The sequence below is a fragment of the Variovorax sp. OV329 genome (assembly GCF_900114785.1).
Lineage (GTDB): Bacteria > Pseudomonadota > Gammaproteobacteria > Burkholderiales > Burkholderiaceae_C > Variovorax.
Genome location: NZ_FOUG01000008.1, coordinates 231,446 through 254,771, shown reverse-complemented (window position 1 = coordinate 254,771; position 23,326 = coordinate 231,446). Strand labels below are relative to the sequence as shown.

24 protein-coding genes are annotated in these 23,326 nt (G+C 69.8%); 20 read left to right on the top strand and 4 right to left on the bottom strand.

The window, feature by feature from the left end:
* Positions 1-9: 9 nt before the first annotated feature.
* The 6 genes from BM345_RS16225 to BM345_RS16200 all read left to right on the top strand — a co-directional run bounded on the left by BM345_RS16225 (position 10) and on the right by BM345_RS16200 (position 5,039).
* Complete coding sequence (locus tag BM345_RS16225) at positions 10-1,143, top strand: enolase C-terminal domain-like protein (protein WP_093381097.1); 1,134 nt, start codon at positions 10-12, stop codon at positions 1,141-1,143.
* A 7-nt stretch (positions 1,144-1,150) separates the two neighbouring features.
* Positions 1,151-1,897 carry an amino acid ABC transporter permease gene (locus BM345_RS16220; RefSeq protein ID WP_254789761.1) on the top strand — a complete coding sequence of 249 codons (747 nt, stop codon included), beginning with the start codon at positions 1,151-1,153 and terminating at the stop codon, positions 1,895-1,897.
* Between the two features lies 1 nt (position 1,898).
* Complete coding sequence (locus BM345_RS16215; RefSeq protein ID WP_093381093.1) at positions 1,899-2,696, top strand: amino acid ABC transporter ATP-binding protein; 798 nt, start codon at positions 1,899-1,901, stop codon at positions 2,694-2,696.
* Positions 2,697-2,739: 43 nt separating this feature from the next.
* A complete protein-coding gene (locus BM345_RS16210) occupies positions 2,740-3,201 on the top strand; it encodes an Lrp/AsnC family transcriptional regulator (protein WP_093381092.1) in 462 nt (153 codons plus the stop codon).
* A 90-nt stretch (positions 3,202-3,291) separates the two neighbouring features.
* On the top strand, positions 3,292-3,894 hold the full coding sequence (locus tag BM345_RS16205; protein ID WP_093381090.1) for a TetR/AcrR family transcriptional regulator: 603 nt from the start codon (positions 3,292-3,294) through the stop codon (positions 3,892-3,894).
* Between the two features lie 236 nt (positions 3,895-4,130).
* Positions 4,131-5,039, top strand: coding sequence for an alpha/beta hydrolase (locus BM345_RS16200; protein ID WP_093381089.1), 909 nt, complete (start codon positions 4,131-4,133; stop codon positions 5,037-5,039).
* A gap of 21 nt (positions 5,040-5,060) precedes the next feature.
* On the opposite strand, the gene BM345_RS16195 is transcribed toward BM345_RS16200, so the two are convergent.
* From BM345_RS16195 to hisN, 3 genes are read right to left on the bottom strand one after another with little or no spacing between them, the layout of a single operon-like run.
* Positions 5,061-5,987, bottom strand: coding sequence for an ROK family protein (locus tag BM345_RS16195; protein WP_093381087.1), 927 nt, complete (start codon positions 5,985-5,987; stop codon positions 5,061-5,063).
* A gap of 19 nt (positions 5,988-6,006) precedes the next feature.
* A complete protein-coding gene (locus BM345_RS16190; protein ID WP_093381086.1) occupies positions 6,007-6,204 on the bottom strand; it encodes a DUF2905 domain-containing protein in 198 nt (65 codons plus the stop codon).
* A 13-nt stretch (positions 6,205-6,217) separates the two neighbouring features.
* Complete coding sequence (gene hisN, locus BM345_RS16185; protein WP_254789760.1) at positions 6,218-6,973, bottom strand: histidinol-phosphatase; 756 nt, start codon at positions 6,971-6,973, stop codon at positions 6,218-6,220.
* Positions 6,974-7,112: 139 nt separating this feature from the next.
* On the opposite strand from hisN, the gene BM345_RS16180 reads away from it, so the two are divergent.
* From BM345_RS16180 to BM345_RS16145, 8 genes are read left to right on the top strand one after another with little or no spacing between them, the layout of a single operon-like run.
* Positions 7,113-7,502 (top strand): VOC family protein, encoded by a 390-nt coding sequence (locus BM345_RS16180; protein WP_093381083.1) that lies wholly within the window; start codon positions 7,113-7,115, stop codon positions 7,500-7,502.
* A 13-nt stretch (positions 7,503-7,515) separates the two neighbouring features.
* Complete coding sequence (locus BM345_RS16175) at positions 7,516-7,965, top strand: GNAT family N-acetyltransferase (protein WP_093381081.1); 450 nt, start codon at positions 7,516-7,518, stop codon at positions 7,963-7,965.
* A complete protein-coding gene (locus tag BM345_RS16170) occupies positions 7,962-8,663 on the top strand; it encodes a GNAT family N-acetyltransferase (protein ID WP_093381080.1) in 702 nt (233 codons plus the stop codon). Before BM345_RS16175 ends, BM345_RS16170 begins: the two co-directional genes overlap by 4 nt.
* Positions 8,664-8,676: 13 nt before the next feature.
* Positions 8,677-9,834, top strand: coding sequence for a BamA/TamA family outer membrane protein (locus BM345_RS16165; RefSeq protein ID WP_093381078.1), 1,158 nt, complete (start codon positions 8,677-8,679; stop codon positions 9,832-9,834).
* Between the two features lie 10 nt (positions 9,835-9,844).
* Positions 9,845-10,237, top strand: a complete 393-nt coding sequence (locus BM345_RS16160; RefSeq protein WP_093381077.1) for a VOC family protein — start codon at positions 9,845-9,847, stop codon at positions 10,235-10,237.
* 13 nt (positions 10,238-10,250) lie between these two features.
* Positions 10,251-10,709, top strand: coding sequence for a GNAT family N-acetyltransferase (locus tag BM345_RS16155; protein ID WP_093381076.1), 459 nt, complete (start codon positions 10,251-10,253; stop codon positions 10,707-10,709).
* On the top strand, positions 10,706-11,119 hold the full coding sequence (locus BM345_RS16150; protein WP_093381074.1) for a VOC family protein: 414 nt from the start codon (positions 10,706-10,708) through the stop codon (positions 11,117-11,119). Before BM345_RS16155 ends, BM345_RS16150 begins: the two co-directional genes overlap by 4 nt.
* On the top strand, positions 11,116-11,361 hold the full coding sequence (locus BM345_RS16145) for a DUF1653 domain-containing protein (RefSeq protein ID WP_093381073.1): 246 nt from the start codon (positions 11,116-11,118) through the stop codon (positions 11,359-11,361). Before BM345_RS16150 ends, BM345_RS16145 begins: the two co-directional genes overlap by 4 nt.
* Before the next feature lie 12 nt (positions 11,362-11,373).
* On the opposite strand, the gene BM345_RS16140 is transcribed toward BM345_RS16145, so the two are convergent.
* Positions 11,374-12,444, bottom strand: a complete 1,071-nt coding sequence (locus BM345_RS16140) for a class I SAM-dependent methyltransferase (RefSeq protein ID WP_254789769.1) — start codon at positions 12,442-12,444, stop codon at positions 11,374-11,376.
* Between the two features lie 55 nt (positions 12,445-12,499).
* Between BM345_RS16140 and BM345_RS16135 the strand changes: the two genes are divergently transcribed.
* From BM345_RS16135 to BM345_RS16110, 6 genes are all read left to right on the top strand, one after another.
* Positions 12,500-13,324, top strand: a complete 825-nt coding sequence (locus BM345_RS16135) for an SDR family oxidoreductase (RefSeq protein WP_254789759.1) — start codon at positions 12,500-12,502, stop codon at positions 13,322-13,324.
* Positions 13,321-13,713, top strand: coding sequence for a dihydroneopterin aldolase (locus BM345_RS16130; RefSeq protein ID WP_093381068.1), 393 nt, complete (start codon positions 13,321-13,323; stop codon positions 13,711-13,713). Before BM345_RS16135 ends, BM345_RS16130 begins: the two co-directional genes overlap by 4 nt.
* Before the next feature lie 89 nt (positions 13,714-13,802).
* Positions 13,803-14,726, top strand: a complete 924-nt coding sequence (gene ttcA / locus BM345_RS16125; protein ID WP_093381066.1) for a tRNA 2-thiocytidine(32) synthetase TtcA — start codon at positions 13,803-13,805, stop codon at positions 14,724-14,726.
* Between the two features lie 34 nt (positions 14,727-14,760).
* Positions 14,761-15,486, top strand: coding sequence for a DUF4136 domain-containing protein (locus tag BM345_RS16120; RefSeq protein WP_093381065.1), 726 nt, complete (start codon positions 14,761-14,763; stop codon positions 15,484-15,486).
* A 17-nt stretch (positions 15,487-15,503) separates the two neighbouring features.
* Positions 15,504-16,151 carry a histidine phosphatase family protein gene (locus BM345_RS16115; protein WP_093381063.1) on the top strand — a complete coding sequence of 216 codons (648 nt, stop codon included), beginning with the start codon at positions 15,504-15,506 and terminating at the stop codon, positions 16,149-16,151.
* A 393-nt stretch (positions 16,152-16,544) separates the two neighbouring features.
* Positions 16,545-23,321 (top strand): polyketide synthase, encoded by a 6,777-nt coding sequence (locus BM345_RS16110; RefSeq protein WP_254789758.1) that lies wholly within the window; start codon positions 16,545-16,547, stop codon positions 23,319-23,321.
* Positions 23,322-23,326: the final 5 nt, after the last annotated feature.

Below are 23,326 nucleotides of genomic sequence, written 5' to 3'. Positions count from 1 at the left end.
ACCATCGACATGAAGATCCAGGACATCGAACTGAACCTGCTCGAATCGCCGATCAGGATGAAGCGCTCCCAGGGCGTGGGCTCCATCCAGGCGGCCATCCGCCGGGTGGTGCTGCGCATCCGCACCGACGAAGGCATCGACGGCGTCGGCGAAGCGCAAGCCTGGGAAGTGTTCTCGGGCACCAACGAGAACGTCTTCCACGCCATCGACCGCTTCCTGCGCCCGGTGCTCACCGGCAAGGACCCGCGCGACGTGCCGGCACGCATGCTCGAATGCGATCGCGCGCTGGTGGCCAACCCGGAGGCCAAGGCGGCCATCGAGATGGCGCTCCTCGACATCTGCGGCAAGGCTGCGCAGCTGCCGCTGCATGCGCTCATCGGCGGCAGGTTCCGCGAGCGCATCCCGCTGTCCTTCTCGATCGCCAACCCGGACATCCACGCCGACATCGAGCTGGCGCGGCAGATGATGGCCGAGGGCCACCGCATCTTCAAGGTCAAGACCGGCTTCGCCACGCCCGCCGAAGACCTGAGGCGGCTGGCCCTCCTGCGCGAGCACCTGGGCGAGGACTTCGACCTGCGCATCGACTACAACCAGGGCCTGAAGCCGCACGAGGCGCTGCGGCAGCTGCGCCAAATCGAGCCCTTCATGCCGACCTTCATCGAGCAGCCGGTGCCGCGCGATGCCATCGCCGCCATGTCGCAGCTCGCGGCCGCGCTGGACACGCCTGTCATGGCCGACGAGAGCGTGTTCTCGCCCGCCGAGGCGCTGCGCACCGTGCAGGAACGCGCGGCCGACATCATCAGCATCAAGCTCATGAAGAGCGGCGGGATCCTGCCGGCCATGAAGGTCAATGCCATTGCCGAGGCGGCCGGCTTGCCCTGCTACGGCGGCACGCTGTGGGAAGGCGGCATCGCGCTGGCCGCGGCATCGCACTTCATCGCGGCCAGCCCCAACGTCTGCCTGGGCTGCGAGTTCTACATGCCGCGCTACGTGTTCGTCGAGGACGTGCTCGCCCAAATGACGCCGGCGGCGGCAGGCCACGTGCAGGTGCCCGACGGACCGGGCATCGGCGTGGAGGTGGACTGGAAGGTGGTCGAGCGGCAGCGCATCGCCTTCGCAGGGGGCCGCCATGCCGCCGGCTGAAGGCCGCGTGCGGTCCCGCCCTGCGATGGCCGTGGCGGCCGTCCTGGTGGTCGCGAGCCTGTGGGCGATCGCGCGGCAGGCCCCGGCTGCCTCGGCCTACCAGTGGGACTTTGCCGTGTTGTGGAAGTACCGCAGCCTGCTGGTGGCGGGGCTCCTCTACACCCTGGTGTTCACCGTCATCTGCGTGGCCCTCGGGCTGCTGGTGGGCCTTGTCACGGGACTGGGTCGCCTGTCTTCCGACCCGCTGCTCACGGCGCCGCTGCGGGCCTACATCGAGCTGTTCCGCTGCACGCCGGTGCTGGTGCAGCTGGTGTGGTTCTACTACGCGCTGCCGGTGCTCACCGGCATCGAGATGTCGGCCATGGTCGCCGCCACGCTGTGCCTTTCGCTGTACGGGGGCGCCTTCTATTCCGAGATCGTGCGCGGCGGCATCATCGCCGTCGACCCGGGCCAGACCGAGGCGGCCAAGGCGCTGGGCATGACGCGCTTTCAGCTGATGCGGCGGGTCATCCTGCCGCAAGCCCTGCGCAAGATGGTGCCGCCGCTGATGAGCCAGTCGATCATGCAGCTGAAGAACACCTCGCTGCTGTCGGTGCTGGCGGTGCCCGACCTGCTCTACCAGGGCCAGGTCATCGCGCACGACACCTTCCGCCCGCTGGAGGTCTACACCTGCATCGCGCTCATGTACTTCGCGGTGCTGCTGCCCGTCACGGTGTGGGCCAAGCGGCTGGAATACGGGCAGAAGGAGGCATGACATGAACAAGCTGCCGCTGATCGACATCGCCGGGCTGCGCAAGTCCTTCGGGGACAACGTGGTGCTCAAGGACATCCACCTTCAGGTGCAGCGCGGGCAGGTGGTGGCGCTGATCGGACCCTCCGGCTCGGGCAAGTCCACGCTGCTTCGCTGCATCAACCTGCTGTCGGTGCCCGAGGGCGGGCGCATCACGGTGGGCGAGCAGAGCATCCAGTTCAATGGCCGGCAGACGGCGCTGCCCGGCGAGAAGATGTTGGCGCGTTTTCGTGCGTCCACCGGCATGGTGTTCCAGCACTTCAACCTCTTCCCGCACATGACCGCGCTGCAGAACGTGATGGAGGGGCCGCTCACGGTCCTGCGCACGCCCCGCGCGCAGGCGGAGGCATCGGCGCGCGAACTGCTGGGCAAGGTCGGCCTGCTGGACCGCGCCGGCTACTACCCCGACAAGCTCTCGGGCGGCCAGAAGCAGCGCGTGGCCATTGCTCGCGCGCTGGCGATGAAGCCGGCGGTGATGCTCTTCGACGAGGCGACCTCCGCGCTCGATCCGGAGCTGGTCGGCGAGGTGCTGCACGTCATCCAGGACCTGGCCCGGGAGGGAATGACCATGATCCTGGTCACGCACGAGATCGGCTTCGCCCGCGAGGTGGCCGATCAGGTGGTCTTCATGCGCGACGGCGTGGTGGTCGAATGCGGCCCGCCCGGCGTGGTGATCGACCACCCGCGCCATGAAGCGACACGCGCCTTCCTGGGCCGCTTCAAGGCGCCCGCCGAGGAAGCCGCGCCGGGCGCAGCTGCATGAGCAGCTTCACGGCAACCCTGCGCCCGGCCCAGCCCTGACCGCCATGCCAGCGCAACTGGACAACCTGGACCGCGAACTGCTGAGCCTGCTGCAGGCCAATGCGCGCGAGCCGGCCGCGAACCTCGCGCGCAAGCTGCACATCGCGCGGACCACGGTGGTGGCGCGCATCGCCAGGCTGGAACGCGAGGGCGTGGTCGCCGGCTACGGCGTGCGCCTGGGGTCGCGGCTGGAGCAGGCGGCGGTGCGGGCCTTCTGCGGGCTGGGCGTGGACGCCAGGCGCGGGCCCGCCGTCATCCGCCAGCTGGACCGGCTGCCGGAGGTCGAGGAAGTCTGGGCGGTCAGTGGACAGCTCGACTACCTGGTGCTGCTGCGCTGCGAGACGCCCGAACAGCTGGACATGCTGCTGGACCGGCTGGGCCAGATCGAGGGGGTCCACCAGACCCACACCTCGGTGGTGCTGAGCCGCCGCATCGACCGCCGCAGCGCCGTGCCGCCGCCGGGCTGAGCGCATGTTCGGCGAGGCAGACATGGCAAGAACACCTGTCGGCCCCAAGGTCCTTGATCGATTCGCACAGTCGTGCTAAATTTCGCCGCCATGGACGCCAAGACACAGAAGAGCGAACTGACCCGCGCCGCCATCGTCGGCGCGGCGCTGGACCTGGCGTCGGCGCAGGGGCTGGAGGCGCTCTCACTGCAGGCGGTGGCTGACCGCATCGGGCTGTCCAAGAGCGGCGTGTTCTCCCGCGTGGGTTCGCGCGAGGCGCTGCAAAAGGCGGTGATCGAGGAATACGGCCGGCGCTTCCTGGCCGACGTGTTCGTGCCCGCCATGCAGAAGCCCAAGGGACTGCCCCGCCTGGACGACATCGTGCAGCGCTGGATCGTGCGCATGCGCGACGTCGAGGCGCACACTGGCTGCCTGTTCACCGCGGGCGCCTTCGAGCTGGACGACCGCGAGGGCGAGTTGCGCGAACTGCTGCACAGCGAGGTCCTGCGCTGGCGCGCCGCGCTGCGCCGCACGGTGATGCAGGCGGTGGAGTCCGGCGACCTCAAGGCCGACACCGACGCCGAGCAGCTGGTCGCCGAGCTCAGCGGCCTGGCCATCGGACTGCTGCACGACGCGCGCTTCCTTCGCGATGCGCGCGCTTCCGAGCGCGCGGTGGCGAGCTGGCAGCGCATGCTGCAGAGCTACCGCGCCTGAGGCGCTTCCCACCCAGCGATCAACCATGCCCAACCGCTTCGTCTTCGCTTCACCCAATTTCGCACATGCGTGCGAAGAAAGGATGCCGCCATGTGGATCTTCCTGAGCCTTCTGGTCTTCCTGCTGCTGGTCGTGCTGCCGGTGCTTCGCGTGCTGCTGGGCACGCTGGACCGCCTGCCGCGCAGCAACGAGGACTGGATCTTCTACTGAACCGACACCCCCCAACGGAGCGATCGATGACCGAGACTGTTCTTCATGCCCCCGCCTCGCGCTACTACGACGCGAGCCCCGGCATCCGCGTGTTCCGGCTGGCCCTGGGCGCCGCGCAACGGCTGTGGCCGGCACTGGCGGTGCGCGCGGCCTACCGGCTCTTCGGCACGCCGCTGCCGCTTCGCTGGCTGCGTGGACGCAGCCGCTGGGACGCGCACTGGCGCATCGAGTCCTGGCCCTTCGAATCGGCCGGCCTCACCCTCTATGCCCCGGCGGATGCGCCGCTCGCTGACGACGCGCCCACCGCGCTGCTGGTGCATGGCTGGGGCGGCCATGCAGCGCAGATGCGGCCGCTCGCCGAGGCGCTCCTGGAACAAGGCCTGCGCCCGGTGATCCTCGAGATGCCGGCGCATGGCCGCAGCGCGGGCTCGAACAGCAACCTGCCGCAGTTCACCCGCGCGATCGAGTACGCCGCCGCGCGGCTGCAGCAGCAAGGCCACGCCTTGCAGGTGGCCGTGGCGCATTCGATGGGCGCCAACGCCCTGGCGCATGCCGCCAGCCGCGACCTGGACGTGCCGCGCCTGGTGCTGCTGGCGCCGCCGGCCTCGCCCTTCGAGTTCACGCGCATGTTCGCCCACGTGTTCGGCCTGCGCGAAAGCATCCGGGCCGCCATGCAGCGGCGCATCGAGGCGCGCGAGGGCATCCTGATGTCGCGCTTCGAGCCGGCCGCGGTGGGTCCGCGCATCGATGCAAGAACCCTGGTGGTGCACGACCGGGGCGATGCGGTCAACCGCTTCGCCGATGGCGAAGCCTTCACGCAGGCCATCGCCGGCGCACGGCTGGTGGCCACCGAGGGCCTGGGGCACCGCAGGCTGCTGCAGGACGCGCAGGTGCTGCGGCAGGTGACCGAGTTCGCCGCGGCGCCGCGGACCTGAGGCCCGCCTGCCGAAAGCGGATCAGTCCAGCAGGGCCAGCGCCGCGTAGTCGCCTACGCTGTCGCCCAGCCCCGCCGCTACCAGCAGCACGCCGCGGGTGAGCGGCGGCAGGTGGCCGTCGATCTGCGCCTGCAGCCGCGGCAGCAGGAAGTCGCGGTTGTGCCAGAACACGCTGCCACCCAGGCTGATGCGCTGCAGGTCCAGCGTGGCGATCAGGTTGTAGAGCATGCGGCCCATCACGCGGCACAGCGCATCGGTGATGCCGCGCGCATGCGGGTCGCCGGCAGCCGCGGCCGCGAACAACTCGGCCGGCGGCTGGCCGAAGCGGCGCGCCATCGAGTTGCCGGCGACCAGCCCCTCCACGTCGCCGACGTTGCCGCAGCCGCACAGGGCGCCGCTGGCATCGTCCACCACGAAGCTGTGGCCCGCGTGGCCGGCGTTGCCGTTCTTGCCGCGCAGGATGCGGCCATCCACGCACAGTCCCACGCCGACGCCGGTGCTCCATGTGACGTAGGCGCAGTGGTCCAGGCCCTGCAGCGCACCCCAGCGGCGCTCGGCCTCCAGCGCGGCCACGCCGTCGTTCTCCACCCGCACGCGGGCGAAGCGCTTCTTCAGCGGGGCTTCCAGCAAGGCGGTGCGCCAGTCGTTGGGCAGGCCGCGCGCCGGCCCGGCGATGCCGCCGCAGATGTTGGGCGAGGCCAGTTCCACCAGGCCCTCGTTGAGTTCGAAGGGGCCGGCGGTGGAGACCGCGACGCAGTCCACGCTCTTCGGGTCCACGCCCTGCTCGGCACAGGCTTCGTCGACCAGGCGCAGGATCTGCCGCGCCACCGCGTCGTTGGCGCCCGTGGTGGCGGTCGGCTCGGTCCGGCGGCCGACCAGGGGCGAGGCGCTGTCCCTGGACAGGCTGACGGCCACCTTGGTGCCGCCGATGTCTACGCAGGCTCTCATGGCTTGTCTCGTTCCTCTTTCAGATCCAGCGCGCGACCAGCGCCGCAATGACGGTCAGTGCGACGGTGCTGCCGATGGGCAGGTCCCAGTCGCGGCCGAAGGCACGGAAGGCGAAGTCGCCCGGCAGCCGCCCGAAGCCGAAATGCCGGCGCAACCAGGCCGCCAGCCCCTGGAACAGGAGCAGTGCAAGCACGACGACGATCAGCCAGCGAATCATGTAAAGGCCCAGTCTAGGCCTGCAGCAAAGCCAGCGCGGCGCGGTGCAGTTCGGGCGTGGCAGCGGCGATCACGCGGCCGTCGGACTCCAGGCCCAGGGGCCGGCCTTCCCAGTCGGTGATGACACCGCCGGCGGCTTCGATGAGGCCGGCCGGGCCCAGGTAGTCGTAGGGCTGCAGGCCGGTCTCCACCACCAGGTCGATGGTGCCGCCGGCCAGTTGCGCATAGCCGTAGCAGTCGCCGCCGAAGCGGCGCATGGCGCAGCGCTTGCTCAAGGTGTCGAAGGCCTGCCAGTCGGCCGCGCCGAAGATGTCCGGCGAGGTGGTGACGATGCGAGCCTCCTCGATGCGCGCGCAGGTGCTGGCATGCACCCGGCGGCCATTGCGCAGGGCCAGGTGGCCGCGGTCGTCCGACAGGCCCCACCAGCGCTCACCCAGCACCGGCATGTCCACCAGGCCCAGTCGAACCCGGCCGGCTTCGAGCACGCCGATCAGCGTGCCCCACAGCGGCGAGCCGGTGATGAAGCTGCGAGTTCCGTCGATGGGGTCCAGCACCCAGACGCGCTCGGCATCGAGCCGCTCGCGGCCGTGCTCCTCGCCATAGATGCCGTCCTGCGGGCTCTGCGCCGCGAGGATCTCGCGCATGGCGCTTTCGGCGGCGCGGTCGGCCAGGGTCACGGGGCTCTGGTCGTCCTTGCTGATGATTTCCAGCGGCGTGCGGAAGTAGCGCATGGACTGCGCCGCGGCCGCGTCGGCCAGCGCATTGGCCACGGAAAGGAGTTCGAATGAATTCGGGGTCGGCATTCCCGGATTAAACGCGAAGTGCGAGGCACCGCTGCGCCTTGCCCCTGGCGCGCGGATGTGGTTCAAATCGGCGCTTCCGCCCTCACTTCGAAAAAAAGAAACGCCCATGATCGACCACATCGGCATCACCGCCACGAACTACGAACGCAGCAAGGTTTTCTACCAGCAGGCGCTGGCGCCGCTGGGCTACACGCTGATCATGGAGGTGCCCAAGGAACTCACCGGCAACCAGCCGGTGGCCGGCTTCGGGGAGGCGCCCAAGCCCGACTTCTGGGTCGGCGGCGCCGACGCCGCCAACACGCCGCCGGTGCACGTGGCCTTCCGTGTGAAGAGCCGGACGCAGGTCGATGCCTTCCACGCCGCCGCGCTGGCCGCGGGCGGGACGGACAACGGCGCACCGGGCGTGCGGCCGCACTACCATGCCCACTACTACGGCGCCTTCGTGCGCGACCCGGACGGCCACAACGTCGAGGCCGTCTGCCACGAACCGGCCTGAGGACTTCGCCACGATGCCATTGCACTGGACCAGCGCCCTCGATGCCCTCGACTGGGAGGAACTCTCGGCCCTCTACCGCGCCGCGCCCTTGGGCGACAAGAGCCCGCAGGGGCTGAAGACGGCCTTCACCCACAGCATGTTCAGGTTCCTGGTCTACGAGGACGGCGCGCTGGTCGGCGCAGGCCGGGCGCTGGCGGACGGCATCGACTGCGCCTACATCTGCGACATCGCCGTGCTGCCCAGCCACCAGGGCACGGGCCTGGGCCGCGAGCTGGTGTCGCGGCTGGTGGAAGCCTCTCGCGGGCACCGCAAGATCATCCTGTACGCGGTGCCGGGCAAGGAGGCCTTCTACGAGAAGCTGGGCTTCGCGCGCATGAACACCGCCATGGCCATCTTCCAGAACCAGGCCCAGGCGGTGGAGCGCGGCTACCTGCAGGCGCCCCGCGAGGACCCGGCCAAGTGAGCGTCCCGGTCCCGGCTCCCGACGCGCTGCTGGACAACCTCTTCTGGCACGCCCTGGGCGGCGCGCAATCGCATTTCGCCGCGGGCGACGGCGAGGTTCGGCGCTTCGCGGCCGGCTTTTCGCCCATCGTGGCTTTCGCCGATCCATCGCGGCCCCGCCTCGATGCGCTGCTGCCGCTGTGCGCACAGGGCGAACAGTTCTATTGCGACGGCTGGTCGAGCCCGGCGCCCGCTGGCTGGCAAATCGACGCGCAGGCGCTGATGCGCAAGATGATCTGGCGCGCACCGCCGCCGGCCGAAGACGAGGCGCCCGACGCGAAGACGCTAGTCCCCGGGCACCTGCCGCAGATCCTCGAGCTGGTGGCCCTCACCCGCCCCGGCCCGTTCGGTGTGCGCACCATCGAGCTGGGCGAGTACTTCGGCTTCTTCGACGAGGGCGGCCGCCTGATGGCCATGGCCGGCGAGCGTTGCCATGCCGGCGCCCTGCGCGAGATCAGCGGCGTGTGCACGCACCCCGACTTCCAGGGCCGCGGCCTCGCGCGCCGGCTGATGGCGAAGCTGGTCCGCCGGCAGATGCAGCGCGGCGAGACGCCGGTGCTGCACGTGATGAGCACCAACGAAGGCGCCGTGGCCCTGTACCGGCGCATGGGCTTTGCCGACCACCGCGAAAGCGTGGTGCGCGTCATCTCCCGCACCTGAAAGGAAGCGATCGATGCCCTGGAAGACGATGAAGCGCGCCATCGCCCTGGCCTGTGCCCTGGCCACTGCCGGTTTCAGCCTGCCCGGGCATGCCTTCATGGAGGGCTTCATCGACCCGGGCGACGGCTACCTGGACGTGTCCGACTGGCTGGTCAACCGCAAGGGATTCCTGCCCATTCCCATCGTCGTCACCGAGCCGGCGGTGGGCTACGGCGGCGGCGTGGCGCTGATGTTCGTGCGCAACTCCATCCGCGAGAGCGCCGAGCGGGCCAGGGAGACCGGCCACCTCACGCCGCCCGACATCTGGGTGGTGGGCGGCATCGGCACCGAGAACGGCACGCGCGCCCTCTTCGGCGGCGGCATGGCCAGCTTCGACGAGGACAAGTGGCGCTACCGCGGCGGCATCGGCCGCACCGACGTCAACCTCAACTTCTACGGCGTGGGCGGCCAGCTCGAGAGCGGCACGCGCAGCCTGGCCTATTCGCTGGACGGCTGGATGTCGAGCCAGCAGGTGCTGCGGCGCCTGGGCGACAGCAACAACTTCCTGGGCGTGCGCTGGATCTACCTCAACCTGAACAGCAAGGTCGACCTGGACGGCCAGCTCTCGCACCTGCTGCCCGACGAGATGACCCGGAAGAGCTCGGGCCTGGGGCTCACGCTGGAGCACGACTCGCGCGACAACATCTTCACGCCCAACAAGGGCTGGACCGGCGCGGTGGATGCGATGTTCTACGACCCCGACTGGGGCAGCGACACCCGCTTCCAGACCTACCGCGGCCACGTGTTCGCCTACCTGCCGATCGGCAAGGAGCTGGTGCTGGGCGGGCGCGCCGATGCGCGGGCGGCGCGCGGCCAGGTGCCCTTCTACCAGTTGCCCTTCATCGACCTGCGCGGCATCCCGGCGGCGCGCTACCAGGACGACAACACCGCCGTGCTGGAGACCGAGCTGCGCTGGAACGTGACGCCGCGCTGGGCCGCCATCGGCTTCATCGGCGCGGGCCGTGCCTGGGGCCGGCAGGAAAGCGTCGGCGACGTCGCCAGCCAGGTGTCCAAGGGCGTGGGTTTCCGCTACCTGATCGCCAGGCAGCTGGGCCTGTGGGTCGGCATCGACTATGCAAGGGGACCGGAGGAAGATGCCTGGTACATCCAGGTCGGCAATGCCTGGCGCTAGGAGAAGACCCATGAGCATCGAGCTGGACCATTCCATCGTTTCCGCCCGCCACCGCGACGAGTCGGCACGGCAGCTGGCCAGGCTGCTCGGCGTGCCCAGCGGCCCGGCCGCGGGCGGGCCCTTCTACGCGGTGTACGTCAACGGCGGCCTGACGCTGGACTTCATCGAGACCGACGAGGATTTCCCGGTGCAGCACTTCTGCTTTCGCGTGGGCGAGGCGGAGTTCGACCAGATCCTCGCGCGCCTCCAGGCCTCCGGCATCGACTACCGAAGCAGCGTGCGTGGTCCTGTCGACCGGCAGATCAACACCGACTACGGCGGGCGCATGGTCTACTGGAACGTGCCCGAGGGCCACCAGTGGGAGATGCTCACCGTGAGCTACGCCCGGCCGCCTCGGCTTTGAATCTACAGAGAACATGCACATCCGAACCGACGACCTGCGCGGCCCCGAGATCCACGCGCTGCTGGAGGAACACCTGCAGGACATGCGCCGCATCTCGCCGCCCGAGAGCGTGCACGCGCTCGACCTGGAGGGCCTGCGCCGCCCCGAGATCACCTTCTGGACCGCCTGGGCCGGCAGCGAGCTGCTGGGCTGCGGCGCACTCAAGACGCTGGACGATGGGCACGGCGAGATCAAGTCCATGCGCGTGTCCGGCGCGCGGCGGCGCACTGGCGCGGGCCGCGCGATGCTGCAGCACATCCTGGGCGAGGCGCAGCGCCGCGGCCTGAAGCGCCTGAGCCTGGAGACCGGCTCGCAGCCCGAGTTCGCGCCGGCGCGCCAGCTCTACGCCAGCGCCGGCTTCGCGGAGTGCGGGCCATTCGCCAGCTATGTCGAAGACCCCTGCAGCGTGTTCATGACGCGCACCCTGCGATGACCGCCCTCTCCATCCAGGGCCTGGACCACATCGTGCTGCGCGTGGTCGACCTGGAGCGCATGCTGCACTTCTATGTCGACGTGCTCGGCTGCCCGCTGGAAAAACGGCAGGACGACATCGGCCTGATCCAGCTGCGCGCCGGCAGCGCCTTGATCGACCTGGTGCCCATCGACGGCAAGCTGGGCCGCGAAGGCGGCGCGGCGCCGGGCAAGGAAGGCCGCAACCTCGACCATTTCTGCCTCGCGGTCCAGCCCTTCGACGAGCCGGCCATCCGCGCCCACCTGCAGGCCCACGGCGTGCAGGCCGGCGCCACGGCGCCGCGCTACGGCGCGCAGGGCGAAGGCCCGTCCATCTACCTCTCGGACCCGGAAGGCAACGTGGTCGAACTCAAGGGACCCCCGGAACCATGAACAGCAGCCAGGACGACGACCTGCCCCCGCTGCCCGCCACGCGCACGGGCCGCTACCGCCACTACAAGGGCCTGGACTACGAGGTGATCGGCGTCGCGCGCCACAGCGAGACGCTGGAGCCGCTGGTGGTCTACAAGCCGCTCTACAACGCGAGCGGCCTGTGGGTGCGACCGCACGCCATGTTCTTCGAGGAAGTGGAGATCGAGGGCAGGCGCCAGCCGCGCTTCGCCTTCGTCGGCTAGCGACGCTTCAGCTCACAGCGTGTGGGTGCGATCGCCCTCGCGGAAGCCAACGCTGTCCCAGGGCTCGACGCCGGCGCAGAAGCCCAGCACCTTGAACAGCTCGCCCATCTCGTGCTCGTGGATGAGCCGCGCCGCCATCGCCCGCTGCTGAACGTTTGCGCTTTCCAGCCGCGGCACCAGGCCGCAATTGATGAGGAAGCGGGCCTGGTTGCAGTAGCCCAGCACCGCCAGCCCGGCCTCCTGCCCGGCCAGCGCCACGCCGGTGAAGTTGACATGCGCCGTGATGTCCTTGAGGCCCACGTCCACCAGCGGATTGCCGTCCGACTTGTGGCCCTGGTGGCACATCACCGTGCCCATGTGGCGCTGCGGGTGGTAGTACTCGGCCTCCGGAAAGCCGTAGTCGATGAGGAAGGCGGCGCCGCGCTCCAGCCGGTCCGCCAGGGTGGCGACGAAGGCCTCGGCCTGCGGATGGATCTCGGTGACGTAGTCGTGCGCGCCTTCCACTTCCACCGGCGGGCGCAGTCCGGTTTCCTGGTCGGCGTAGCGCAGCGTGCCGTCCGGGCCGCGCACCACGCCGCGCTCGAACCATTGGCCCTGGATGCGTGCCAGCAGCTTCACCGGCATGGCGTCCAGCACCTCGTTGCCCACGATCACGCCCTGCATCGTCTCGGGCAGCTCGCCCAGCCACTGCACCTTGTCGCCCCAGGACGCCAGCGCCTGCTGCTGGCGCTCGCGCAGCGTGCCCGAGAGGTCGACGATGGTGTAGCGCTCGATGCGGTCGCCCAATGCACCCAGCAGCTGCTGTGCCAGTGCGCCCGAGCCGGCACCGAACTCCCACACTTCCTTCGTGCCGGTGTGCGTGAGCGCATCTTCCACCGCCACCGCCAGGCTCTGGCCGAACAGCGGCGACAGCTCGGGCGCGGTGACGAAGTCGCTGCCGGAAGTCGGCATGTGGCCGAACTTGGCCAGGGTGTTGGCGTAGTAGCCCAGGCCCGGCGAGTACAGGGCCAGGGCCATGAAGCGGTCGAAGGGCAGCCAGCCGCCTTCGGCGCGCTTCAGCGCGGCATCGATAATCCGGTTCATGGGGTCGGCGCGCTCGGCGCTTGGCTGCGTGTTCATGGTTCCGGAATTATCCAAGGTGACGAACTCCTCTTTCAGGCAAGTGCTCGTGACCGGCGGCGGACGCCGCCTGGGCGCCGCCATCTGCGAGGCCTTCGCGCGCGCCGGCTGGAAGGTCTGGTGCCAGTATCGCGCCTCGCGCGTGGAGGCCTTGGCGCTGTGCGAATCCCTTCGTGCGCAGGGCTGGCAGGCCGAGGCGGTGGAAGCCGACATCACGCAGGAAGCCGGCCGCCGCGCGCTGCTCGCACAGCTGACGGCCGAGGCCCCGCTGGCCTGCGTGGTCAACAACGCCTCCGCCTTCGAGCCCGACACCGGCCTGGACTTCGACGCCGACGCGGCGCAGCGCCAGCTGGGCGTGAACCTGATCGCGCCGCTGTCCTTCGCGCGCCTGGTGGCGCAGCAGCCGCCTGGCGCCGCGGGCGATGGGGAGCGTTCGGCCATCCACATCCTGGACCAGAAGGTCTACAACCTGAACCCGGACTACTTCTCCTACACCGTCTCCAAGCTCGCGCTGGAGCGGGCGGTGGCGCTGCAGGCGCAGGCCCTCGGGCCGGCCGTGCGGGTGTGCGGGGTGGCGCCGGGCATCCTGTTCGAAAGCGGTCCGCAGACCGGCGACAACTTCCAGCGCGCCGCGCGGGCCAACCTGCTGCGCCGGCCCATCGACCCGGCCGACGTGGCGCGCAGCTGCGTGTTCCTGGCCGAGACCCGCAGCATCACCGGCACCACCCTCAGCGTGGACAACGGGCAGCACCTGGTGCCGCTGCCGCGCGACATCATGTTCGTCGTCGACGAACTGCTCAAGCCCGTCCACGCCGCACCCTCTTCCCCTTCTTCCTCGCCATGACCCACGCCGCCCTCGACCCCCTCCTGGCCACCTGCCGCCGCGTGTTCCTGCGCAACTACGAGGTGTGGATCAACATCGGCGTGCACGAGTTCGAGAAGCGCGCCGAGCAGCGCGTGATCATCAACGTCGACCTGTACGTGCCGCTGGCCGTGTCCACGCCGCAGGCCGACGAGCTGGACGAAGTGGTGGACTACGACTTCATCCGCCGCACCGTGGCCGCGCGGCTGTCCAAGGGCCACATCCACCTGCAGGAGACGCTGTGCGACGACATCCTGACCCAGGTGCTGACGCACCCCAAGGTGCAGGCCGCGCGCGTGTCCACCGCCAAGCCGGACGTGTACCCGGACTGCGAGGCCGTGGGCGTCGAGGTGTTCCGGGCCAAGCCTTGACGACCGGCGCGATGCGCGGGAAAAGGCCGGCCGAATAAAATCGCCGGTTCGGTGCACCCGCACCGCTCCACTACCCCAAGGAAGCAGGCATGAGTGCCGTTTGGATCGACGAGGCGCCTGCACAGGCGCCCGGCAACACCCTCAAGATCGAGCGCGAGACGCACAAGCTCGAGAAGCGCCTGTGCCGGCAGGTCGGGCAGGCCATCGTCGACTACAACATGATCGAAGAGGGCGACAAGGTCATGGTGTGCGTGTCCGGCGGCAAGGACAGCTACGGCCTGCTGGACATCCTGCTCAAGCTGCGCGCCCGCGCGCCCATCCATTTCGACATCGTCGCCGTCAACCTGGACCAGAAGCAGCCCGGCTTTCCGGAAGATGTGCTGCCCACCTACCTCACGAACCTGGGCGTGCCCTTCCACATCGAGGAGCAGGACACCTACTCCATCGTCAAGCGCGTGATTCCCGAGGGCAAGACCACCTGCGGCCTGTGCAGCCGGCTGCGCCGGGGCATCCTGTACCGGGTGGCCGACGAGCTGGGCGCCACCAAGGTGGCGCTGGGCCACCACCGCGACGACATGCTGCAGACCTTCTTCCTCAACATGTTCTTCGCCGGCAAGCTCAAGAGCATGCCGCCCAAGCTGGTGAGCGACGACGGCAAGCACATCGTGATCCGCCCGCTGGCCTACACGGCCGAGAAGGACCTGGTGCGCTGGGCGCAGCACCGCGAATTCCCCATCATTCCCTGCACCCTGTGCGGCAGCCAGGAGAACCTGCAGCGCAAGCAGGTGGGCGAGATGCTGCGCGAATGGGAGCGCAAGCACCCGGGCCGGCTGGAGAACATGTTCACCGCGCTGCAGAACGTCGCACCTTCGCACCTGCTGGACGGAACGCTTCACGACTTCAAGGGTCTGAAGGCCACGGGCGTTCCGGATGCCGACGGCGACCTGGCCTTCGACCCGCCGCCGCTGCCCGCGGCGGCGCCGCAGGTCATGAGCATCGTGCCGCAAGGCTGATCCGCAAGTACAGCGCCCGCCTGGGAGATTCACCATGAGCAAGCGCCTTCCCTTGTTGAACGGTCCCGCGGCCCTGGCCCTGGCCGCGCTGCTGTCGGGCTGCGCCACCAGCTGGACGGTGGACAGCAGCGTCAGCAGCTTCTCGCGCCCGCCCGGGCCGACGGCGCCGGCCACCTTCCGCTTCGACCGCCTGCCTTCGCAGCAGGCCCAGGAGGCCGGCCAGCTCGAGCTGGAGGCCATGGCCGAGATGGCGATGGCCAGCGTGGGCCTGACCCGCAACGACGCCGCGCCGCGCTACGCAGCCTCGATCAACGCCCGGGTGGCGGTGCAGGTCTCGCCCTGGGCCGATCCGTGGATCTATTCACCCTGGCCGCCCGGCTGGGGCCCCTACGGCAGGCCCTATGGCTACGGCTACGGGCGCGGCTGGTACGGCGGCGGTGGCTGGTACGGTGGCGGCGGCTGGTACGGGGCACCCTACGGCGCCTATGGCAACCCTTGGTACACGCGTGAAGTAAGCGTGGTGCTGCGCGAATTGCCCGGCAACCAGGTGGTGTTCGAGACCCGGGCGGTCAACGACGGGCCCTACAACTCCAACAACCCCGTGTTCGGCGCCCTGTTCCAGGCGGCGATGCAGGGCTTCCCGAACCCGCCGGCCGGCGTGCGCCGGGTCGACGTGGTCATCCAGACCGGCCGCGTGGCCGAGACTGCCCAGGCCGCGCCCGCCACCGTCGTGCCCGCGCCGGCCAAGGCCACGCCCTGAACGGCTACCCTCGCAGGATGGACAGCACCCGGATCATTGCCGTTCGCCACGGCGAAACCGCCTGGAACGTCGACACCCGGCTGCAGGGCCACCTGGACATCGCGCTGAACGACAAGGGCCAGTGGCAGGCCGGCCGGGTGGCGCGCGCCCTGGCGTCCGAGCCCATCGCCGCCGTCTATTCGAGCGACCTGTCGCGCGCCTGGCAGACGGCGCAGGCCATCGCCGTCGTGCACGGCCTGGCGGTCCAGCCCGAGCCGCGCCTGCGCGAGCGCGCCTTCGGCCACTTCGAGGGCCGCACCTTCCAGGACATCGAGCGCGAACTGCCCGACCAGGCCGAACTGTGGCGGCGCCGCGACCCGGAGTTCGCCCCCGCTGGCGGCGGCGAAAGCCTGCTGGCATTTCGCGCCCGCATCACCGAGGCCGTGGCCAACCTGGCTGCCCGCCACCCCGCCGAGTTGCTGGTTCTGGTGGCGCACGGCGGGGTGATGGACGTTCTCTACCGCGCCGCCACCGGCCAGGAGCTGCAGGCGCCGCGCACCTGGCAGCTAGGCAACGCCTACATCAATCGCATGCTGTGGACGGGGCAAGGACTCACTTTGGTCGGCTGGGCCGACGACACCCACCTGGACGGAGACGACGCCCTGGACGAACAGGCAGCCGCCTGATCGCTCGGCACGATCGCTCCGGCGCCGTGCAACGCGGGCGCCCACTGACGTAAAGCGACTACTTATTGGTAACAAAAGTTGCCTGTTTGTTAGCTTTTTGTATTCACTTTTTACAAAGCGGCGCAAAATGCGACCAACGCCGACCGGCCTGTCAATCGATCAATAGCAACCATTTGCATCGATTGTTTCTGTCAAGTATGCCTTTCGTATGCCCGCCGGGCAGCGCGTTTGGCGAATGGCAGGTGGCATTGTCGAAGCGCAGTATCAAGGTGACCGCAAAGGTATCTGAGAGGCACTGCCTGGCCGGCGCGGCGGAAACATCATGTTGCGGCTGTTGTAGGGAGCTTGCTGCAGCGGAACTGGAGGCGGGCAAGACAAATGGAACCACAGGCATTGAAGCCCTCGCCTGACGACTTCGGGGGCTTTGTTCCCATTCATTGGCGGATCGCCCGTCAGGCGGGTGCGCAGCCGCAGGCCCTGGCAGTCAGCTGCGAGGGCGCCAGCATCAGCTACGCGGAACTGGAGCGGCGCTCGAACGCGCTCGCCGCCCGCCTGCAAGCCATGGGCGCCGGCCGCGACCAGTTGGTGGCCGTGGGCCTGGAGCGCTCCATCGACATGGTGGTGGCCCTGCTGGCGGTGCTGAAGTCGGGCGCGGCCTACCTGCCCATCGACCTCGCCTATCCGCAAAGCCGCCTGGAATTCGTGCTGCAGGACGCGCAGCCGGTGGCTTTCGTCACCTCCAGCAGCGCGCAGGCGCAGCTGCCTGCCGGCACGCTGCCCCTGCTGCTGGTCGATGAGCCGCTGCCGGATGCGGTGCCTGCCCAGGTGCCTGCCCAGGTGCCGGCCGACCCGCAGGCCTTGGCCTACGTCATCTACACCTCCGGCTCCACCGGCACGCCCAAGGGCTGCCTGGTCACCCACGGCAACGTGGCGCGGCTTTTCGACGCCACCGCAGCGTGGTACGGCTTCGACGAGAAGGACGTCTGGACCTTCTTCCATTCGCACGCCTTCGATTTCTCGGTGTGGGAAATCTGGGGCGCGCTCGTCTACGGTGGCCGCGTGGTGGTGGTGCCGCAGGCGCTGACCCGCTCGCCGGCCGAGTTCCTCGACCTGCTGGTGCGCGAAGGCGTGACGGTGCTCAACCAGACGCCCTCGGCCTTCCGCACGCTGATCGACGCGGACGCCCGCGGCACGCATGCGGCGGAGGCGATCAGCCTGCGGCACGTGATCTTCGGCGGCGAAGCGCTGGAGCTGCAGATGCTGCGCCCCTGGTTCGACCGGCACGGCGACACGCAGCCGCGCCTGGTGAACATGTACGGCATCACCGAGACCACGGTGCATGTGAGCTACCGCCCCATCCATGCGGCCGACCTGGCCGCCGGACGCGGGAGCGTGATCGGCGAACCCATTCCCGACCTGCGCATCGACCTCGTGGACGACAACCTGGCCCCTGTGCCGGCGGGCGAAGCGGGAGAGATCCTGGTGAGCGGCGCCGGCGTCAGCAAAGGCTACCTGCGCCGTCCCGAGCTGAGCGCCCAGCGCTTCATCGACTGGCGCGACCCGGCCACCGGCCAGGTGCTGCGCGCCTATCGCTCGGGTGACCTGGCGCGACGCACGCCCGAGGGCGACCTGGAGTACATGGGCCGCATCGACCAGCAGGTGAAGATCCGGGGCTTCCGCATCGAGACCGGCGAGATCGAGAGCCAGCTGCTGCAGCACGCCGGCGTGCGCGGCTGCGCCGTGGTGGCGCGCCAGGACGAACCCGGCGGCGAGCCGCGCCTGGTGGCCTACGTGGTGCCGGAGGCCGGCCAGGCAATGTCCGCACCCGACCTGCGCGCGCACCTGGGCGAGCGCATCCCGGCCTACATGGTCCCGGCCGCCTTCGTGCAGGTCGAGTCGCTGCCGATGACCGAGAACGGCAAGCTGGACCGCAAGGCCCTGCCCGCACCGCCGCGCCAGCGGCCCGAGCTCGTGCAGGCCTTCGAGGAGGCGCGCAGCGAGAGCGAAGCGCGCGTGTGCGCCGCATTCGCGCGGGCGCTGAACCTGGACGAAGTAGGCCGTGCCGACAACTTCTTCGAGCTGGGCGGCGATTCGCTGCGGGTCCACCGCGTGCTGGCCGAACTGCAGGCCACCTACCCCGACGCCAAACTCTCGGCCAACCTGTTTTTTCGGCAACCCACGGCCGCGGCACTTGCCAAGGCCCTGGACGAGGCGCTGGCCGCGCAAAGCCAGAAGGTCCACGCCGCGCAGCAGCCCGCACCGATCGCCGATGCCGCGCACGAACCCATCGCCCTCATCGCCATGGCCGGGCGCTTTCCCGGCGCGAACAGCGTCGAGCAGTTCTGGGACAACCTGCTGGCCGGCCGCGACAGCATCACCGTCTTCGACGACAGCACCCTCGATGCCGGCGTGAGCGCCGCGCTGCGCGCCGACCCCGACTACGTGAAGGCGCGCGGCATCATCGAGGGCGTCGAGAACTTCGACGCCGCCTTCTTCGGCATCAACCCGAAGGAAGCGGAATTGATGGACCCGCAGCAGCGCCTGTTCATGGAGATCTGCTGGGAATGCCTGGAGCGCGGCGGCTACGCGCCCGACCGCACCACCGTGCCGGTGGGCGTGTACGGCGGCATGAACAACGCCACCTACTTCCAGAAGCACCTGTCCACCCGGCCCGACCTGGTGGAAGCCGTGGGCGAGTTCCAGGTGATGCTGGCCAACGAGAAGGACTTCATCGCCACCCGCGTGGCGCACCGCATCAACCTCACCGGCCCGGCCGTCAGCATCCACACCGCCTGTTCGACCTCGCTGGTGGCGGTGCACTCGGCCTTCCAGGCCTTGCGCGCCGGCGAATGCAGCATGGCCCTGGCCGGCGGCGTCGCCATCGCCTGCCCGCCGCGCAGCGGCTACCTCTACCAGGAAGGCGCGATGCTCTCGCCCGACGGCCACACGCGCAGCTTCGACGCCAAGGCCCAGGGCACGGTGTTCAGCGACGGCGCGGCGGTGGTGCTGCTCAAGCGCCTGTCCGATGCGCTGGCCGACGGCGACCCGATCTATGCGGTGCTGCGCGGCACCGCCATCAACAACGACGGCGGCGCCAAGGCCAGCTTCACCGCGCCCAGCGTGGACGGCCAGGCCAAGGTGATCGGCGCGGCGCTGGCCAACGCCGGCGTGGATGCCCGCAGCATCGCCTACGTCGAGACCCACGGCACCGCCACGCCCATGGGCGACCCGGTGGAGATCGAGGCGCTCACCCAGGCCTACCGTCGCCACACGCAGGACACGGGCTTCTGCGAGATCGGCTCGGTCAAGAGCAACGTGGGCCACCTCATCATGGCGGCCGGCGCCACCGGCCTGATCAAGACCGCGCTCTCGCTGCACAGCGAGCAGCTGCCGGCCTCGCTGCATTTCGAATCGCCCAACCCGGCCATCGATTTCGACGCCACGCCCTTCCGCGTGCACAGCCGCCTGGCGCGCTGGCCGCGCAATCCGCAGCAGCCGCGCCGCGCCGGCGTGAGCTCCTTCGGCGTGGGCGGCACCAATGCCCATGCGATCGTGGAAGAGGCGCCGCTGCGTGCGCCTTCCGATGCGTCCGAGGGACCGCAACTGCTGCAGCTGTCGGCGCGCACGCCCACGGCGCTGGCCGCCGCCTGCGAGCGCCTGGCCGACCACCTGCAGGCCAACCCGGCGCTGTCGCTGGTCGACGTGGCCCATACCCTGCGCGTGGGCCGCACGCCCTTCGCCCAGCGCGCCGTCGTGGTGGCAGAGACCGCCGAGCAGGCCGTGCAGGCCCTGCGCAGCAGCGACTCGCCGGCCCGCGCGGCCGGTGCCACCGGCGCGCGCATGCCGCAGCCCGTCTTCATGTTCCCCGGCCAGGGCGCGCAGTACGCCGGCATGGGGAAGACTCTTTATGCCAGCGGCCGCGCACACCGTGCGGCGTTCGATGACTGCTTGCAAGGCTTCGAGGGGCTGCTGCCCTTCGATCTGCGCGAGCGCATGTTCTCGCCCGACCCCTCGGCCCTGGCGCCAACTTCGGTCACGCAGCCCGCGACCTTCACGCTGGAGTACGTGCTGGCCACGCACCTGCTGTCGCTGGGCGTGCAGCCCGCGGCGCTGGTGGGCCACAGCGTGGGCGAGTTCGTGGCCGCGGTGCTGGCCGGCGTCATGAGCCTGAAGGACGCGGCCCGCCTGGTTGCCCGCCGCGGCGCGCTGATGCAGGCGCTGCCCGCCGGCACCATGCTGTCGGTCCGCCTGGCGGCCAAGGACCTGCTGGCGCGCCTGCCGGCCACGCTGTCGCTGGCGGCCGAGAATGGCCCCACCGCCTGCGTCGCCGCCGGCCCCAGCGATGAGATCGAGAAAATGCGCGCGGCCCTGGAAGCCGACGGCGTGGTGGCCAAGGTGCTGCAGACCTCGCATGCCTTCCACTCCGCCATGATGGAGCCGGCCGTGCCGCCCTTCGAGGCGCTGGTGCGCGAGATCGAGCTGAAGGCGCCGCAGCGCCCGATCTATTCCACGCTGACCGGCAAGCTGCTCATCGCACAGGAAGCCACCGACCCGCACTACTGGGCCCGCCACCTGCGCGAGACCGTGCGCTTCTCGCCGGCCGTTCGCGAAGTGATGGCGCAGCTGGCCAACCCGCTCTTCATCGAGCTGGGCCCGCGCAACACGCTGGCCATGCTGGTGCGCCAGCATTCGCCGAAGGCGGCAGCCGTCTCCTTCCTGGCCGATAAACCCGAGGAAGAGGAACGCGCCTGGCGCCTGGCCACCGGCCGCCTGTGGACGCTGGGCGCCGAGGTCGATCTTTCCTCGTTGGACACGCGCGCCAGCAAGCGGCGCCTGTGCCTGCCGACCTATCCATTCGAACGCAAGCGCCTGTGGGTGGACATCGCCACCCCGGCCCCTGCACTTCCCGTTTCGCCGACGGCCGCGGCATCGATGCCCGCTGCCACCGCCGTCGCATCAGTGGCCATGCCCGCCACCCCGACGCCTGCTGCCCCCGCCCTTCCGGAGCCTTCCATGACCGCTGCCACGACCGACCGCCGCCCTGCCCTCGCACAACGCCTTCGCACGCTGTTCGAGGACATCTCTGGCATCGACCTGGCCGAGGCCGAGAGTGGCGCGCCCTTCGTCGAGATGGGCCTGGATTCGCTCACGCTGACGCAGGCCGCGCTGCAGGTGAAGAAGAGCTTCAAGGTCAACCTGACTTTCCGCCAGCTGATGGAGAACTACCGCAGCTTCGACGCGCTCAGCGCGTTCCTGGACTCGACCCTTCCGCCCGAGCCGGTTGCCGCCGCGCCCGTGGTGGCGGCCCAGCCCGCGCCCGTCGCCGTGGCCGCGATGCCGGCGCCGGTGCAGGTGATGGCCCCCGTGCAGATGGCCGCCGTGCCGATGGCCCTGCCCGCGGGCGATGGCTCGCTGGTGCAGCAGGTGATCGCGCAGCAGATGCAGCTGATGCAGCAGCAGCTCGCGCTGCTGTCGGGCGCCGCGGCCCCGATGCCGGTGGCCGTGCCGCAGCAGCAGCCGGCAGTGGCAGTCGCCGCACCGGCCGCACCCGCAGCATTGCTTGCGCCCGCCACGCCCGCGGCCACCGCACCCGCCGCGGATGCCGATGCCACCGCGCCGATGAAGTACGACGTGAAGAAGGCCTTCGGCGCCATCGCCCGCATCCACACCCAGGGCAACAAGGAGATGACCGAGCGCCAGAAGGCACGCCTGTCGGCCTTCGTGCGCCGCTACGTCGAACGCACGAAGAAGAGCAAGGAATTCACCGCCGCCAACCGCCCGCACATGGCCGACCCGCGCGTGGTCAACGGCTTCCGCCCCACCACCAAGGAGATCGTCTACCAGATCGTGGTGGAGCGCTCCAAGGGCTCGCGCCTGTGGGACCTGGACGGCAACGAGTACGTGGACGTGCTCAACGGCTTCGGCATGAACCTGTTCGGCTGGCAGCCCGACTTCGTGCAGGAGGCCGTGCGCAAGCAGCTCGACCTGGGCTACGAGATCGGCCCGCAGCACCCGCTGGCGGCCGAGGTCAGCCAGCTCATCTGCGAGCTGACCGGCTTCGACCGCGCCGCGCTGTGCAACACCGGCTCCGAGTCGGTAATGGCCGCCATCCGCATCGCCCGCACCGTGACCGGCCGCAACACCGTGGTGCTGTTCACCGGCTCCTACCACGGCACCTTCGACGAGGTGCTGGTGCGCGCCGGCCGCAACGCCAAGGGCATGCCGGCGGCGCCCGGCATCATGAACGGCATGTTCGGCGACGTGCGCGTGCTGGACTACGGCACGCCCGAGTCGCTCGAGTTCATCCGCGACAACGCCGACGACCTGGCCGCCGTGCTGGTGGAGTCGGTGCAGAGCCGCCGGCCCGACTTCCAGCCGCGCGAGTTCCTGCGCGAAGTGCGCGACATCACCGAGCGCGCCGGCAGCTGCCTGATCTTCGACGAGGTCATCACGGGCTTCCGCGCGCACCTGCGCGGCGCCCAGGCCATCTTCGGCATCAAGGCCGACCTGGCCTGCTACGGCAAGGTGATCGGCGGCGGCTTCCCGGTGGGCGTGATCGCCGGCAAGCGCGACTACATGGATTCGCTGGACGGCGGCGGCTGGCAGTACGGCGACGACTCGGTGCCCACCGTGGGCGTGACCTACTTCGCCGGCACCTTCGTTCGCCACCCGCTCGCGCTGGCCGCCTGCAAGGCCTCGCTGCTGCACCTGAAGGAAGCCGGCGAGGCGCTGCAGACGCAGCTGAACCTGCACACCGCGGCCATGGCCGACGAGCTCAGCGCCTTCTGCCGCGAGGTGGGCGCACCCATCGAGATCCGCTACTTCGCCTCGCTGTGGCGCGTGAGCTGGCTGGAAGACCATCCGCTGCAGGACCTGCTGTTTGCCATGATGCGCAGCCGCGGCGTGCACATCCTGGACAACTTCCCCTGCTTCATGACCACCGCGCACACGCAGCAGGACATCGCCAAGATCAAGTCGGCCTTCAAGGAATCGGTGGCCGAGATGCAGGAGGCGGAGTTCCTGCCGCGCAATTCCAAGCCGTCCATGGCCATGGACGCCTCGCGCCCGCCCGTGCCCAACGCCCGACTGGGCCGCGACAAGGACGGACAGCCGGCCTGGTTCATTCCCGACCCGGCGGCACCCGGCAAGTTCAAGCGCGTGGAGGCTTGAGAGAC